Origin of the sequence: Streptomyces sp. NPDC002490 (assembly GCF_040296045.1) — a bacterium.
Taxonomy (GTDB): domain Bacteria; phylum Actinomycetota; class Actinomycetes; order Streptomycetales; family Streptomycetaceae; genus Streptomyces.
Genome location: NZ_JBEOWM010000006.1, coordinates 142,421 through 157,199 on the forward strand (window position 1 = coordinate 142,421; position 14,779 = coordinate 157,199).

General features: G+C 73.5%; 16 protein-coding genes. 8 read left to right on the top strand and 8 right to left on the bottom strand.

Annotated elements, in window-relative coordinates:
* Positions 1-370: 370 nt before the first annotated feature.
* Entirely contained in the window at positions 371-1,126 is a 756-nt protein-coding gene (locus tag ABT092_RS05950; protein ID WP_351240235.1) for a SigE family RNA polymerase sigma factor, read from the bottom strand.
* 192 nt (positions 1,127-1,318) lie between these two features.
* Here ABT092_RS05950 and afsQ1 point away from each other — a divergent pair, with 192 nt between their 5' ends.
* From afsQ1 to ABT092_RS05975, 5 genes are all read left to right on the top strand, one after another.
* Entirely contained in the window at positions 1,319-1,996 is a 678-nt protein-coding gene (gene afsQ1 / locus ABT092_RS05955) for a two-component system response regulator AfsQ1 (RefSeq protein ID WP_351240237.1), read from the top strand.
* Positions 1,993-3,618, top strand: a complete 1,626-nt coding sequence (locus tag ABT092_RS05960; protein ID WP_502968395.1) for an ATP-binding protein — start codon at positions 1,993-1,995, stop codon at positions 3,616-3,618. Before afsQ1 ends, ABT092_RS05960 begins: the two co-directional genes overlap by 4 nt.
* Positions 3,615-4,259 carry a hypothetical protein gene (locus tag ABT092_RS05965; RefSeq protein ID WP_351240239.1) on the top strand — a complete coding sequence of 215 codons (645 nt, stop codon included), beginning with the start codon at positions 3,615-3,617 and terminating at the stop codon, positions 4,257-4,259. Before ABT092_RS05960 ends, ABT092_RS05965 begins: the two co-directional genes overlap by 4 nt.
* A gap of 191 nt (positions 4,260-4,450) precedes the next feature.
* Positions 4,451-5,011 (top strand): VanZ family protein, encoded by a 561-nt coding sequence (locus tag ABT092_RS05970; protein WP_351240241.1) that lies wholly within the window; start codon positions 4,451-4,453, stop codon positions 5,009-5,011.
* Positions 5,012-5,097: 86 nt separating this feature from the next.
* Positions 5,098-5,301 (top strand): PspC domain-containing protein, encoded by a 204-nt coding sequence (locus tag ABT092_RS05975; RefSeq protein WP_351240243.1) that lies wholly within the window; start codon positions 5,098-5,100, stop codon positions 5,299-5,301.
* A gap of 100 nt (positions 5,302-5,401) precedes the next feature.
* On the opposite strand, the gene ABT092_RS05980 is transcribed toward ABT092_RS05975, so the two are convergent.
* Complete coding sequence (locus ABT092_RS05980) at positions 5,402-5,788, bottom strand: ATP-binding protein (protein WP_351240245.1); 387 nt, start codon at positions 5,786-5,788, stop codon at positions 5,402-5,404.
* A gap of 179 nt (positions 5,789-5,967) precedes the next feature.
* Positions 5,968-7,131, bottom strand: a complete 1,164-nt coding sequence (locus tag ABT092_RS05985; RefSeq protein ID WP_351240247.1) for an adenosine deaminase — start codon at positions 7,129-7,131, stop codon at positions 5,968-5,970.
* A 113-nt stretch (positions 7,132-7,244) separates the two neighbouring features.
* On the opposite strand from ABT092_RS05985, the gene ABT092_RS05990 reads away from it, so the two are divergent.
* Positions 7,245-8,018 (top strand): alpha/beta hydrolase, encoded by a 774-nt coding sequence (locus ABT092_RS05990; protein WP_351240249.1) that lies wholly within the window; start codon positions 7,245-7,247, stop codon positions 8,016-8,018.
* A gap of 25 nt (positions 8,019-8,043) precedes the next feature.
* Here ABT092_RS05990 and fabV read toward each other — a convergent pair whose 3' ends face one another.
* The gene (gene fabV / locus ABT092_RS05995) at positions 8,044-9,261 is read right to left on the bottom strand and encodes an enoyl-[acyl-carrier-protein] reductase FabV (RefSeq protein WP_351240251.1); all 1,218 of its coding nucleotides are present in this window, start codon (positions 9,259-9,261) and stop codon (positions 8,044-8,046) included.
* A gap of 519 nt (positions 9,262-9,780) precedes the next feature.
* Positions 9,781-10,476: an NAD(P)-dependent oxidoreductase gene (locus tag ABT092_RS06000; protein ID WP_351240253.1), complete on the bottom strand. Its 696-nt coding sequence runs from the start codon at positions 10,474-10,476 to the stop codon at positions 9,781-9,783.
* 91 nt (positions 10,477-10,567) lie between these two features.
* On the opposite strand from ABT092_RS06000, the gene ABT092_RS06005 reads away from it, so the two are divergent.
* Positions 10,568-11,272, top strand: a complete 705-nt coding sequence (locus ABT092_RS06005) for a TetR/AcrR family transcriptional regulator (protein ID WP_351240254.1) — start codon at positions 10,568-10,570, stop codon at positions 11,270-11,272.
* A 4-nt stretch (positions 11,273-11,276) separates the two neighbouring features.
* Here ABT092_RS06005 and ABT092_RS06010 read toward each other — a convergent pair whose 3' ends face one another.
* Positions 11,277-11,783 carry a DUF6624 domain-containing protein gene (locus ABT092_RS06010; RefSeq protein WP_351240256.1) on the bottom strand — a complete coding sequence of 169 codons (507 nt, stop codon included), beginning with the start codon at positions 11,781-11,783 and terminating at the stop codon, positions 11,277-11,279.
* A gap of 234 nt (positions 11,784-12,017) precedes the next feature.
* Here ABT092_RS06010 and ABT092_RS06015 point away from each other — a divergent pair, with 234 nt between their 5' ends.
* A complete protein-coding gene (locus ABT092_RS06015) occupies positions 12,018-12,347 on the top strand; it encodes an STAS domain-containing protein (RefSeq protein ID WP_351240258.1) in 330 nt (109 codons plus the stop codon).
* Here ABT092_RS06015 and ABT092_RS06020 read toward each other — a convergent pair.
* Positions 12,258-13,235, bottom strand: coding sequence for a sigma-70 family RNA polymerase sigma factor (locus tag ABT092_RS06020; protein WP_351240260.1), 978 nt, complete (start codon positions 13,233-13,235; stop codon positions 12,258-12,260). The genes ABT092_RS06015 and ABT092_RS06020 overlap by 90 nt on opposite strands.
* A 121-nt stretch (positions 13,236-13,356) precedes the next feature.
* Positions 13,357-14,763, bottom strand: a complete 1,407-nt coding sequence (locus ABT092_RS06025; protein WP_351240262.1) for an MFS transporter — start codon at positions 14,761-14,763, stop codon at positions 13,357-13,359.
* Between the last annotated feature and the right edge of the window lie 16 nt (positions 14,764-14,779).

A 14,779-nucleotide genomic window follows, 5' to 3' on the forward strand; every position in this document is an offset into this window, starting at 1 on the left:
TGGACACGGAGGGGAACGTTCGGGGCCGAAGAGCACACTTTCGGGGAATCGGGGGCCTGTTCGCCGGCGACGGCCCCCAACCCGTGGACGGGAAAAGGGAAGAGCAGGACCGGTAAGACCCCCCGGCCTCCGGTCCTGCTCATGCGGCCCCGCGGTTCCCACCCCCCGGTGGTTGCCGCTCTCCCGTTGAAGGGCCGTTCCCCCGTGTCCCACCCCCCGGTGGGCTCTTCCCCCTGTTAACTCCCCCCATGGGCTCCCGAGTTCCCCCCCGAGCCACCCATTTTCTTTCTTCCCCCGATTTTCCCCCGTGCTGACGGTGCGCCGCCACCCCCACAGTGGCGGCGTACCGTGCCTCCGGTGGGGCCGGTCGCTAGGCGACCAGCTCCCCGAAGGACTCCTCCTGGTCCCGGCCGAAGCTCAGGACCTCGTCCTCGCGCAGCCGGCGCAGCGAGCGCCAGATGCTGGACTTGACGGTGCCGACGCTGATGTCGAGTATGTCCGCGATCTCCGGGTCGGTACGGCCCTCGTAGTAGCGCAGGACCAGCATCGTCCGCTGGAGTTCGGGCAGCCGGGCGAGCGCCTGCCACAGGACGGCGCGCAGTTCGGTGCCGCGCATGGCGTCCGTGTCGCCGGGCGTCTCCGGCAGTTCCTCGGTCGGGTACTCGTTGAGCTTGCGTCGGCGCCAGGCGCTGATGTGCAGGTTGGTCATCGTGCGGCGCAGGTAGCCGCCGAGGGCGGCCTTGTCGCTGATCCGGTCCCAGGCCCGGTAGGTGGAGAAGAGGGCGCTCTGGAGGAGGTCCTCGGCCTCGAACCGGTCACCGGTCAGGTGGTAGGCGGTGGCGTACAGGGAGGCGCGGCGCTCCTGGACGTAGGCGGTGAACGCGGCTTCGGCGTTCGCCTCCGACCGGGTCCGGCGCTCCCCCGCGGCCTCCCCGTGGGCGACGCCCTTCTGCGGTGCGTCGACCATCGTCATGTAGGTCGTGTGGGTGCACTGGTGACGTCCGGTGCCGCGAGCGCACCCCCGCCCGCTCACGGCACCGGACTTCTCGCTGGAACCGTTCCCCCGTCCGCCGTCGTGAAGACGCGTGACGACCGCGCTCGCGTTGATGCTGTGCAGCTTGTTCATCTCGCGCCCCCCGTCAGTGCTGATCGTGCTCCGTGCGATGACCAGAATCCTTCCGCGGGCACTTCATGACGTTGTCCGCCGACTGTCACAGCACTGTCACAGGGGCCTGTGACGTCGGGGGGACGGCCGGGGAGGGGCCCGGGTCACCGGCGGCAGTCGTGTCCTCGCGGGTCATGGGACAGAATGGCCTCCGTGCCTTCCCTGTTGCTGATCGAGGACGACGACGCCATCCGTACGGCCCTGGAGCTGTCGCTGACGCGCCAGGGGCACCGTGTGGCCACCGCTGCCACCGGCGAGGACGGCCTGAAACTGCTGCGTGAACAGCGGCCCGACCTGATCGTGCTGGACGTGATGCTGCCGGGCATCGACGGCTTCGAGGTGTGCCGTCGCATCCGCCGCACCGACCAGTTGCCGATCATCCTGCTGACCGCGCGCAGCGACGACATCGACGTGGTGGTCGGGCTGGAGTCCGGCGCCGACGACTACGTGGTCAAGCCCGTGCAGGGGCGGGTGCTGGACGCCCGCATCCGGGCGGTGCTGCGCCGGGGCGAGCGGGAGGCCACGGATTCGGCGACCTTCGGCGGCCTGGTCATCGACCGGGCCGCGATGACGGTCACCAAGAACGGCGAGGACCTGCAACTGACGCCGACCGAGTTGCGGCTGCTGCTGGAGCTGAGCCGCCGGCCGGGCCAGGCGCTGTCACGGCAGCAGTTGCTGCGGCTGGTGTGGGAGCACGACTACCTCGGCGACTCCCGGCTCGTCGACGCGTGCGTGCAACGGCTGCGGGCCAAGGTGGAGGACGTGCCGTCCTCGCCGACGCTGATCCGCACGGTGCGCGGGGTGGGGTACCGGCTGGACAGTCCTCAGTGACCGAGCGGGACGACGAGCGGGAGTCCCCCGAAGACGGCGACGCCGGTGACGGGCGCGCGGGGCGGGGTGCGGCGGGTGGTGGCCGGGTGCGGCGCGGACTCTCCGCGGCGCTGCGGTTCACCAGCCTGCGGCTGCGGCTGGTGCTGGTCTTCGGCCTGGTGGCGTTGACGGCGGCGGTCGCGGTGTCGGGGATCGCGTACTGGTTGAACCGGGAGGCGGTGCTGACCCAGACGCAGCGCGCGGCGCTCAACGACTTCCGGCAGGAGATGGGCAGCCGGGCCGGCGAGCTGCCGGCGCGTCCGACGGCGGGCGAACTCCGGCACGCGGCCGGCCAGATGGCGACGAGCAGCCAGCACTACGAGGTGCTGTTGCTGGCCGGGGACGACGAGGGCACCCCCGCGATCGGCGGTTCGAACGTCAAGGCGTTCGCCCTGGACGACGTGCCCTCCTCGCTCCGGGAGGCGGTCGACGAGCAGCAGCCGTTGACGGCCACGAACCGTTCGCCGTACCACCTGTTCTGGCAGCGGGTGACGATCGCGGACACTCCGTACCTGGTGGCGGGCACCCGGTTGATCGGGGGCGGGCCGAGCGGCTACATGCTGAAGTCGTTGGAGCCGGAGGAGGAGGACCTGAACTCCTTGGCCTGGTCGCTCGCGATCGCGACGGGGTTGGCGTTGATCGGGGCGTCGCTGATCGCGCAGGCCGCGGCGACGACGGTGCTCAGGCCGGTGCACCGGCTGGGGGCGGCGGCGAAACGGTTGGGCGAGGGGAAGCTGGACACCCGGCTCCAGGTGTCGGGCACCGACGAGTTGGCGGAGTTGTCGCGGACGTTCAACCGGGCGGCGCAGGCGCTGGAGAAGCGGGTCGCCGAGATGAGCGCCCGGGACGAGGCGTCCCGGCGGTTCGTGGCGGACATGTCGCACGAGCTGCGGACCCCGTTGACCGCGATCACCGCGGTGACGGAGGTCCTGGAGGAGGAGCTGGACGCGGAGACCGGGAGCATGGACCCGATGATCGAGCCGGCGGTGCGGATCGTGGTCAGCGAGACCCGGCGGTTGAACAACCTGGTCGAGAACCTGATGGAGGTGACCCGCTTCGACGCGGGCACCGCGCGGCTGGTGCTGGACGACGTGGACATCGCCGACCAGATCACCGCGTGCATCGACGTGCGGGCCTGGCTGGACGCGGTGGAGCTGGACGCCGAGCGCGGGATCATGGCCCAGGTCGACCCGCGTCGCCTTGACGTGATCCTGGCGAATCTGATCGGGAACGCTCTCAAGCACGGCGGCTCGCCGGTGCGGGTGGCGGTCCGTACGGACGCCGGTGACGGCACGGGTCGGGGGGACGTGCTGATCGAGGTGCGGGACCACGGGCCGGGCATCCCGGCCGAAGTGCTGCCGCACGTCTTCGACCGCTTCTACAAGGCGAGCGCGTCCCGGCCGCGGTCCGACGGCAGTGGCCTCGGACTGTCGATCGCCCTGGAGAACGCCCACATCCACGGTGGGGAGATCACGGCCGCCAACTCGGACGAGGGGGGTGCCGTGTTCACGCTGCGGTTGCCGCGGGACGTCTCGGAGGCGGCGGACGTCGCCGTCGACGGGCGGCAGGGAGGTGCCCGGTGACCGGGGTGCGGCGGCGGTGGGCCGCGGGGGCCGCGGGCGTGCTGCTGGGCCTATCGGCCGCCGGCTGCGGCATCCGGCCGACCGAGGTGCCGACCGATTTCGGGTCGGCCCCGTCCCGGACGCCCTGCGCGGTGTCGGAGCCGCCGGCGGACGGACCGGACGCGGTCGGGGTGCCGATGCGGGTGTTCCTGGTGTGCGCCTCGCAGTTGGCGGCCGTGCAGCGGCGGGTGGAGCTGCCGGCGGAGCAGGACGCGGGGCAGAGCGCGGAGCGCGCGGCCGGCAAGGATGACCGCGGCCGGGTGGCGCGGGCGTTGCTGGAGCAGTTGGCCCTGCCGATGGCCCGGGCGGAGCGCCAGGCGGGGTACACCACGGACGTGCCGGACCGGCTGGTGGTGACCGGCCCGCAGGCCGGCGACCCTCGGGACGCGTTGCGGCTGAGCGCCCCGGTGGCGGGACTGGAGCCGTTCGCGCTGGCGCAGCTCGTCTGCACGCTCGCGCACTCGGCCGCCGCCGCGCACGACGGCCGGGTGGTGCTCGGCGGGCCGGGGGACTCCGCGCTGCACGCGTACGAGTGCACCCCCGAGGTCCGTGCCCGGCCCGGCTCGCACGGGCCGCCGCGCACCGAGGTGCGCGGCGGCTGACCTCGTGGGCGGCGCCCGTCTCCGGTGCCGGGCGGGGAGCGGGTCGGTGCCGGGGCACCCGTTCGGCCGCACGCCGGCCCCCGTGCGATGGGCGTGTGCGGCGGACCGTTGACGGCACGGAGTGACCGGGGCCACGAGGCGTCCGGCATCCGAACGGAACCGCGGGCCGGGCACGTGTCGTCCTTGGAGGCGTGCAGCGCCAAGGCTTCCGCATCCGCACGGCAGGAGCGATCCTCCTGCTGGCCCACGTCCTCCTGGTGGGGTGGATCACGCTGCGCCCCCTCGACGTCCCGTGGATCAGTGCGCCGAACTTCCACCCGCTGGTCGGGATCAGGGCGGACCTGGCCTCGGGTTGGCCCACCGCGTTCCGGCGGATCGGCGGGGACCTGGTGCTGCTGGCTCCGCTGGGGGTGTTGCTCCCCGCCGTGGGCGGCAGGTTGAACGTTTCGCTATGGGGTTCGCTGCTGCGCACCGTGACCGCGGGCGGGCTGCTGTCCCTGGGGATCGAGCTGTTCCAGACGGGTGTGCCGGGCCAGGTGGTGGACGTCGATTCGCTGCTGTTGAACACCCTGGGCGTGGGGGTGGCGCACCTGCTGGTGGTGCCGGCCGTACGGGCCCGGCTCCGTCGCCGAGGGGAGCGCTCCCGCCGTGCGCCCCTCCCCCAGGTGGACGGCCCCCGGGGAGCGACCCCGACGATTCCCAGGGTCGGGATCGCCCCGCAGAGTGACGCTTTGCCCGCTTCGCGACCGTAGCGTGGAGCCATCGGATGGAGGACCGGGGGCACGCTCCCGGCCCCGTGCGACCCGTACGCCTCTGACCGCCTCGTGAAGGAGCCCCCATGACCGCCCTGGCCCGCCCCACTGACGGACGGATGATCGGCGGAGTGTGCGCGGCGCTGGCCCGGCGCTTCGGCACTTCCGCGACGACGATGCGCGTCCTCTTCGTGGCGTCCTGCCTGCTGCCCGGACCGCAGTTCCTGCTCTACCTCGGCCTGTGGTTCTTCCTGCCGAGCGAGAAGGCCGCCGCGCGCACCTCGTGGTAGTCCGCCCCCCGACGCACGGACGGGCCCCGCCGACCATCTTGGGTTCTATCGGTCGGCGGGGCCCGTCCGTGCGTGGGTGCGGGGCCGCTCGTCGGGGCGGTCAGCCCAGCGGGATCCCGTTGATCGGCAGTCCGCCGAGCAACCCGCCGATGAGGGGCAGGCCCTTGGTGGGCAGCGCCTCGGAGAGGGTCTGCGCGACGGCCGGCTTGGCCGCGGTGGCGGCGCCGCCGAGGGCGGTGGTCGTGGCCTCGGCGGTGCGGGTGTCGGGGAGGGGGCTGACCGCGTCGGGCGCCGGCAGGATCTTCGCGGCCTCGGCGACCGGCAGCGCCTGGACGGCGCCCCCGACGGGGAGGGTCTGGGTGAGGCCGCCGAGCGCGGAGGTGGCGTCCGGCAGGGCGGGGGCGGCGTTCGCGGCACCGGCACCGACGGCGGCGATGGCCGCGCCGAGCGCGGCGACACCGAGGGTCTTGGCGGCAGACTGCTTCATGGGGAGTGGCGTCCTTGCTGTTGAACGCGCTGTCGCGGGCGCGCGACGAGCGGGTTGGGGCGGGGCTGCGGGAGTTCCGGGACGAGCGGTCTAGGACCGTAGCCACGCAGCGGGGCCGCCGCAAACACGCGCGGGCGGCCGGAGTGTTGCCACATCCGGCCGCCCACACATCACGCCACTCAGCCCTTGGCAGCGACGAAACCCCTGGTGGAAGCGGTCTGTTCGAAGAGCCAGGCCGACTTCAGCTCGGCGTAGCCCGGCTTGATCACGTCGTTGATCATGGCGAGTCGTTCATCGAAAGGGATGAACGCCGACTTCATCGCATTGACGGTGAACCACTGCATGTCGTCGAGCGTGTATCCGAAGGTGTCGACCAGGTGCTCGAACTCGCGGCTCATGCTGGTGCCCGACATCAGACGGTTGTCGGTGTTCACGGTCGCCCGGAAGTGCAGCTTGCGCAGCAGTCCGATGGGGTGCTCCGCGTAGGAGGCTGCGGCGGCCGTCTGGAGGTTGGAGGTCGGGCACAGCTCCAGCGGGATGCGCTTGTCGCGGACGTAGGAGGCGAGGCGGCCCAGGGTGACCGAGCCGTCCTCGGCGACCTCGATGTCGTCGATGATCCGCACGCCGTGGCCGAGTCGGTCGGCGCCGCACCACTGGAGGGCCTGCCAGATCGACGGGAGGCCGAACGCCTCGCCGGCGTGGATGGTGAAGTGGTTGTTCTCGCGCTTCAGGTACTCGAAGGCGTCGAGGTGACGGGTGGGCGGGAAGCCCGCCTCGGCGCCCGCGATGTCGAAGCCCACCACCCCGGAGTCCCGGTAGGCGTTGGCGAGTTCGGCGATCTCCAGCGCGCGGGCGGCGTGCCGCATCGCGGTGAGCAGCGCACCCACCCGGATGCGGTGCCCGTTTTCCTTGGCCCGGCGCTCGCCCTCGCGGAAGCCGGCGTTGACCGCCTCGACGACCTCCTCCAGGGTGAGCCCCTGCTCCAGGTGCTGCTCGGGGGCGTAGCGCACCTCGGCGTAGACGACGCCGTCCTCGGCGAGGTCCTCGGCGCACTCGGCGGCGACCCGGAAGAGGGCGTCCTTGGTCTGCATGACGGCGCAGGTGTGCGCGAAGGTCTCCAGGTAGCGCTCCAGCGAACCGGAGTCGGCGGCCTCGCGGAACCAGACGCCGAGCTTGTCGGCGTCGGTCTCGGGCAGGGCGTCGTAGCCGATCTCCCGGGCGAGGTCCACCACGGTCCCGGGGCGCAGGCCGCCGTCGAGGTGGTCGTGGAGGAGGACCTTGGGGGCGCGACGGATCTGGTCCGCGCTGGGCGTTTCGGGGTGCTGCCCCGTCTGGCTCGTCATCTTCGCACTGTACCTCCTACGCGCGTAGACACCGACGGGTACGTATGCGCCGATACGCAAAGGTGACCCCGAGGGGTTGTGGGACACGCCGTTGTTTCTGGGAACGTTCTGCCATGGGACTGGGAGCGACGCAGGGACGCGGGGCTCGGTTGGGCAGGGCGCAGGGCCCCACGAGGATGACGGCGGGCGGGGTCGTGCTGGTGCTGCCGGGAGGCAGGGAGACTTCGGAGCGGGCGCCTTCCCCGCTCGCGGGCGGCAGCGCCCGCGGGTTCGGGAGACACCTGGCGAGACAGGGACGACAGCAGGGGTTGATCGCCCATGTGGTGCGGTACCGGGCCCTCGGCTGGAACGGGGAGCGGGCGGTGCTGGCCTCGGACGCGGAATGGGCCGTCGACGAGACGGTGCGCCGGTACGGGGACGTGCCGGTGTGCCTCGCCGGTTTCGGGATGGGCGGGCGGGCCGCGCTGCGGGCCGGCGGCCACCCCGCGGTGTACTCGGTGCTGGCGCTCGCCCCCTGGCTGCCCGCGGAGGACGCCGAGCCGCCCGAGCCGGTGAAGCAGCTGGCCGGGCGGCGCGTGATGATCGTCCACGGCACCAAGGACCACCGCAACGACCCCGAGCTGTCGTTCCAGCTCGCGGCCCGCGCCAAGAAGGCCAACCGGGACGTGTGCCGCTTCGAGGTGCACGCGGACGGGCACGGGCTGCGCCAGTACCGGGACGAAGTGCGGGCGCTGGCGGTGGACTTCGTCCTCGGCACGCTGTTCGGCACCCGGTTCGCCCGGCCGGTGCTCGACGCCCTCAAGGCACCGCCGCCGCTGGGGCTGCGGATGCCCCTGGCCTCCGGCTTCGGGACGGGCGTCACCGCGCGCAACGGGTCCCGGCGGTGAGCCGCCCGCCGGGACCCGTTCGGGCTCAGGACGCGACAGGGGTGGGCCAGGGGACGTCGGTGGCCACGGGGACGGTGTAGTCGACGCCCGGCACGGCGAAGCCGTACAGGCGCTGCACCTCGGCGCGGAACCAGTCCAGGTCCGCGAGGTCGGCGACGGTGTCGGTGGTGGCCGCCCGCCAGCGTTCGGCCACCGCCGCCTGGACCTCGTCGGCGAGTTCCCAGGTGTCCAGGCGGACCCGGCCCTCGTCGTCCAGGGCGAGCGGCGCGAGGCCGGTGAGCTGGTCCCACAGGGCGGCGAGTTGCCGCACCGGCGGGACCAGGTCCGTCCCCAGGACGCCGCGCAGCAGGCCGGTGTACAGGGCGATGCCGGGGATGGCGGTGGAGGACTGGGTGACGGCGGCCCCGTTGACGGAGGTCACGGCCCGCCCGCCCAGCGACGCGGCGAGCCGCTCGTCCAGGGTGCGGGCGGTGGCCTCCAGGTGCGCCTTGGCCGCGCCGATCGTGCCCTGCCGGTAGATGGCCGCCGTCAGCGGCGAACCGATGTACGACAGCGCGGCGGTGGAGAAGCCCGGGGCGAGCACCCCCCGAGCGGCCAGGCGGTCGATCCAACGCGCCCAGTCGGCGCCGCCCATCACGGCCACGGTCTGCTCGACGTCGTCACCCTCGGCCGGCCCGGTCTCGACCTCCCGGACCTCGGGGGCGCCCCGGTCGTCGAAGACCAGGGTCTTGGTGCGGTGGGCCGCACCGATCGGCTTGAGGACGGAGGCGTAGGCGGTGCCGGTATCGGGATCGGTGCGCCGGGGCGCGGCCACCGAGTAGACCAGGTGGTCCAGGCGGCCGCCGAAGCGCTGCTCGACCAGGTCGGCCACCCGGTCCTTCAACGCGTCGGAGAACGCGTCGCCGTTGAGGAGGACCAGGTCCCGCCCGGCGTCCCGGGCGAGTTCGGCGGTGGCGGCGGTGCGGTACCAACCGGCGGTGGCGGTGCGACGCGGGGTGGGCGCCTTCTCGAAGGAGACGGCGATGCCGCGGATGCCGGCACGCTTCAGCCCGGCGAGGGTGGCGGCCAGACCGTAACCGGCCGAGGAACCGATGACCAGCGCCACCGGCCCGTCCCCGGCCGGGAGGCCGAGCGGTTCGGGGCACTCCCGCCACATGTCCGCCACCACCCGCTCGCAACCCCGGGGGTGGGAGTCAAGGAAGAGGAAGCCCCGGTTCCGGGGGGTGAGAACGCGCTCGCTCACGTGGGCCGTCCTTGGGTCGTCGGAGCCTGGCCCGGCCAGTCTGCGCCAGGGCGGACCGGACGGACGGTCCCGCCCGGCACAAGGATCACGGGCCGGTGTTGGAGCGTTCCACCACGTCCGGGGGTGGTGGAACGCTCCCTCCCGGGCGGTCCGCGCCGGCGGGGAACGGGCCTGTCGAAGGGCGGTGGCCGGCGGGTACCGTACCCGGCATGTCCGGCATCGGCACGGGTCGTTGCCGGGGAGGGGGTGCCGGTGTTCGACGTCGTGTTGCTCGTGGTGTGGGGCGGGTGGGCCACGGGCTTCGGTTGGATCGTCGCCACGGACTTCCGGGGCGCGGCTGTCTACTTCGCGCTGCCCCACACCCGTGATCCGGTCACGGACCTGCCCGCTACGTTCCCGGGCATCGGCTTCGTCCGAACGGCGGCGGGGGTGTTCGCCCTGGTCGGCCCGGTCGTCCTGGTTCGACGGGACGGACGCGGACCCGCCGGAGCACTGAGCGGCCCGCCCGCCTGCGGGCGGCTACCCGTGGGCCCGGGCGCTGGGGGTGTGGCGGCCGACGATCGCCGGGGCCTGGTGGACGAGCGCCTCGTCGGTGAGCGCCGCGACCATGAAGAGGGCGAAGTCGATCCGGCGGGTGAGGTTGCTGGCCAGTGCCGGGTCGCCGACGTGGTGGCGCCAGAGGGGCAGCCCCTGGCTCTCGCCCTCCTCCAGGTCGCTGCCGCGGACCACGGTCCAGCGGGTGTCGCTGGCGAACACCCGGCGGCACGCCTCGACCTGGTCGTCGATCTCGACGGCGCGCAGCAGCTTGCCCAGGACGGTCGCGGCCCGCAGGGCCAGGGTGAACAGCCGTGAGTAGCGGTCCTTGCCGTCGCGGGTGATGTGCCAGCCGCAGGAGAAGACCAGCCGGGCGCCCGGGCGGGCGTGGTCGAGCACGGCCTGCGCGGTGCCCGAGGAGTACTGCCGCACGCCCCAGGGCACCAGCACGGTGAGCACCCCGTCGCAGCCCTCGACCGCGCGCCGGATCACCTCGGGGTCGTCGGTGGCGCCGGGGACGACGGTCATCCGGTCGGCGAGGGCGGCCAGTTTGGGCACGCTGCGCTCCCGGCAGACGCCGACCACCTCGTAGCCGCGGTCCAGCGCGTGGCGGACCATGTACTGCCCCAACTTCCCGGACGCTCCGACGACGCAGACCTTCCCGATGCGCTCCGTTTCCACGGCACGACCCCCTCCACCTTCGGCCTTATGGTGTAAGGCACGCTAACCTTATGCCGTAAGGCGGTCAAGGGGAGCGGAAGGGGAAGGGCGGATGTCCACAGCGGGCGCCGGGGGCGGCAGGGCGAGCAGGGGCGGTCGCGGGCGGACGGCTCGCGCGCCGCTCAGCCGGGAGCGGGTGATCCGCGCGGCGGTGACGGTGGCGGACGAGAAGGGCTCGGCGGCGCTGACCATGCGGGCCGTCGCCGCGCCGCTGGGCGTGGAGGCGATGTCGCTGTACCACCACGTCTCGGGACGGGAGGACCTCCTCGACGGCATGGTCGACGCGGTGTTCGCCGAGATCGACCTGCCCTCGGGGGAGGTCGACTGGAAGGAGGCCATGCACCGGCGGGCACACTCCGCGCGGGCCGCGCTGCGGCGCCACCCGTGGGCCGTGTCCCTGCTGGACTCCCGCGCCCGCCCCGGCCCGGCGACCCTGCGCCACCACGACGCGGTGATCGGCGCCCTGCGCGGCGGGGGGTTCTCGGTCGCGATGACCGCCCACGCCTTCTCGCTGATCGACAGCTACGTGTACGGGTTCGTCATGCAGGAACTGAGCCTGCCGTTCGGCGATGCGGCCGAGGTGGACGAGGTGGCGGGGGCGATCCTGCGGGAGATGCCCGCCGACGCCTACCCCCACCTCGCCGAACTCGCCGCCGCGCACGTCCTCGCCCCGGGCTACGACTACGCCGAGGACGAGTTCGCCTTCGGCCTCGCCCTGATCCTCGACGCGCTGCGGCCCGACGAGGTCGACGGGTGAGCCCTCAGGCCGGGGAGAACCGGGCCACGTAGACGTCGAAGGGCTCGATGCCGACCTCCGCCCGGAACTCGTCCGTGCGCGCGGGGTCCTCGCAGGGCCAGGGGATCGGTCGGCCGTCCCGCACTCCGGCGATCTGGGTGCCGTAGCGCTGCTCGCGGCCCTCGTTCACCCGGGTGCGGTCGTGCAGGAAGGCCAGCTCGCGCGGGCCGGCCGAGCCCTCGGCGACGGCCCGGCCCATCAGTCGCAGGGCGCGCCGCTGGACGTCGAGCTGTCGATCCGCGTGCTGGGCGATCAGCCAGGCGGCACGGGCGGCGTCCGCGCCGACCCGGTCCGCGGTCGGCCAGCCGTGCTCGTCCATGATCGCGGCGAGTCGGTCGCCGTGCCGTGCGGTCAGCCGGCGCCAGGCCAACTGGTCGGCGAAGTCCTCGCCGTTCGCATGGACGGCGGCCCGGTGATCGGCCTCGGCCATCGCCATGAGTTCCGCGGCCAGCGCGGACGGGTCAGCTGCCACCACTGTCAACTCCCTTGCAAGTGAGGGGCCTTGTTCGGCCTGCTCGCCAACCCTAGGGCGCGGATCGGAGGTGAAGATCATTCCGGAGAACGGTGACAGCGGTCCCCGTTCGGGGAGAGAATGGATGCACTCCCCCGCACCGAAGCCGACTCGTCGCGACCTCGTCGCCCGACGATGAGTTCCCCGGCGGGCGGCGGTCTACCGGGCGTGGACAGCGATACGGGTGGTGTGTTGGTGCTCCCTGCGCGGGTGGCGCCCGGGGAGGTCCTCCTGCTCTGCGAGGACGTGCGGCGACGGCTGACCGGCGGCGGCTCGGGCCGGCGGCTGGTCTGCGACGCGCGGGCGCTCGGCGTGCGCGGTCTGGCCGCCGTCGACCTGCTGGCCCGGCTCCAGTGGGCGGCGCGACGGGCCGGGGGACGGATCGTGCTGCGCGAGCCGCCCCCCGCGGTGCGGGAACTGATCCGGCTGGCCGGGCTACCGCTCCAGGTGGAGGGGGAGCCCGAAGAGCGGGAACCACCGGGCCGTGTCGAGGAAGCTGGTGATCTCCACGATCCGGCCCCCTGATATCTCCAGCACCTGGAGCGCCCACGGTTCGTAGCGGCCCCGGGTCGGGGTGGGGCGGTACTGGGCGAAGGCGGGCGTGCCGTTCGCGACGGTCGGCACCAGCAGCGAGCCGCGGCAGCCGGCGCCGGTGCCGAGCATCCAGCCGGTGATCTCCCGGTGCCCCCGGAGCCAGAGGTCGTAGGGGGGCATGGACAGCACGGCGTCCTCGTGGAGGAGGGCGGTCAGCCGGGCCATGTCGTAGCCCTCGAACGCCTCCACGTACGCGGCGAGCAGCTTCTGCTGTTCCTCGTCGGCGGGCTCGGCCGGGTCCGCCTCGCGGATGTCGGCCGCGGCCAGCGTCGCCCGGGCCCGTTGGAGGGCGCTGTTGACGGAGGCGACCGTGGTGTCCAGCAGTTCGGCGACCTCCTGGGCGCGCCAGGCCAGCACCTCGCGCAGGATCAGCACCGCCCGCTGCTTGGGCGGCAGGTGCTGGAGCGCGGCCATGAAGGCGAGCCGGACCGACTCCCGGGCCAGCGCGGTCTGCTCGGGACCCGCCGTGTCGGGCAGCACCCGGCCGTCCGGGACGGGCTCCAGCCAGGTGGGCTCGGCGCGTTCCTTGAGGACGGCGGTGGCGTGGTGCTGCGGCTCGGTGAGGTCCATCGGGCGGGCGCGGCGGTTGCCGGCGTTCAGCTGGTCCAGACAGACGTTGGTGGCGATGCGGTACAGCCAGGACCTCAGGGAGGAGCGGCCCTCGAACTTCTCCAGGGCGCGCCAGGCGCGGACCATGGTGTCCTGGACGGCGTCCTCCGCCTCGAACGAGGAGCCGAGCATCCGGTAGCAGTAGCCCGTGAGCTCCACCCGGTACCGCTCCAACTCGGTCAAGGGATCGATCGTCGTCGTGTCGGTCATGATCCAGCCACCCCTGCTGTTCGTCCCGCCCCGGTCCCGTGCCGGCGATCAGAACGTACCTCCGGCCACTGACAACCGGGGCTGACCTGCGCGTTCCCGGAGCCGTACCGGCCCGCCCGCGTCAGCGGGCCGGGTGGGTCACCCCTCGATACTGGCGCGGCACCGGGCGGGGTGCCACCCGGACGGCCCTGGCCTCGGCGCGGGCGGCACGGGTGCCGAGCACGGTGATCAGGACGACCCCGACCACGGCCAGCAGGCCGAGCGCGACGGTGGCGGTCCAGCCGCCCGCGTGGAAGGCCAGTGCGCCGAAGGTGCTGCCCGCGCTGGAGCCCAGGTAGTACACCGACTGGTACAGGGCCGACGCCTGGGCGCGGCCGTGGGTGGCGGTGCGGCTGACCGCGGCGGAGGCGACGGCGTGCCCGGCGAAGAAGCCGGCGGTGATGAGGACCAGTCCGCCGACCACCGCCACCAGCGAGGGGGTGAGGGTGAGCAGCAGGCCGACCGTGGTGGTGGTGCCCGCCAGGTAGAGGGCGCCGCGCCGGCCGAGCCGGGCGACGAGCTTGCCGGCGGCGGCCGAGGAGGCCGTGCCGACCAGGAAGACCAGGAAGATCGAGCCGATCACGCCCTGGGGCAGCGAGAACGGGGCTTCGGTGAGCCGGTAGCCGATCACCGTGTAGACCGCGCCGAACACCGTCATGAACAGGGCGCCGATGGCGTACAGGCGGCGCAGCAGCGGGTTGCCGAGGTGGCTGCGGACGGTGCGGGCGAGGTGGCCCGGGCTCAGCGGGGCGGCGGTGAAGTGGCGGGGGGCGGGGACCAGGGCGCGGAAGGCGACGGCGGCGAGGACCGCGAAGAGTCCGAGGACGCCGAGCGCGACGCGCCAGCCCCACTCCTGGGCGACCCAGCCGGTGACGACCCGGCCGCTCATCCCGCCGATGCTGTTGCCCGCGACGAACAGGCCGATCGCGCCGATCAGCGCCTTGGGCCGGACCTCCTCCGCGAGGTAGGCCATGGCCGAGGCGGGGACGCCGGCGAGGGCGGCGCCCTGGACGGCGCGCAGGGCGATCAGCGCACCGAGCGAGGGGGCGAAGGGGATCAGCAGGGTCACGCCGACCGCGACGGCCAGCGAGACGGTCATCAGGGTGCGCCGGCCGAACCGTTCGGAGAGCGCGCTCAGCGGCAGGACGAACAGGGCCAGGGCGCCGGTGGCGGCGGAGACGGTCCAGCTCGCGTCGCCGGCGCCCACCGCGAACTCGGTGGAGATCAGCGGCAGGAGGGACTGCGTGGAGTACAGCAGGGCGAAGGTCGCGAGGCCCACCAGGAACAGGGCGAAGCTCATCCGCCGGTAGCCGGGGCCGCCGGGCGCGAGACGGGTGTCGGCACCGGTGGCGCCGCCGTCGCCGGTGGTGGCGGGGGCGGGCGCGGGGGGTGCCGGAGGGACGGGGGCGACGGGCGACGGGGCGGCGGGGGCGGCGGTCACGGTGGTTCGCGGGAACCCGGTGACCGCCCCGGTACTGGCGGGAGGCATGGGTCGAACGTACGGC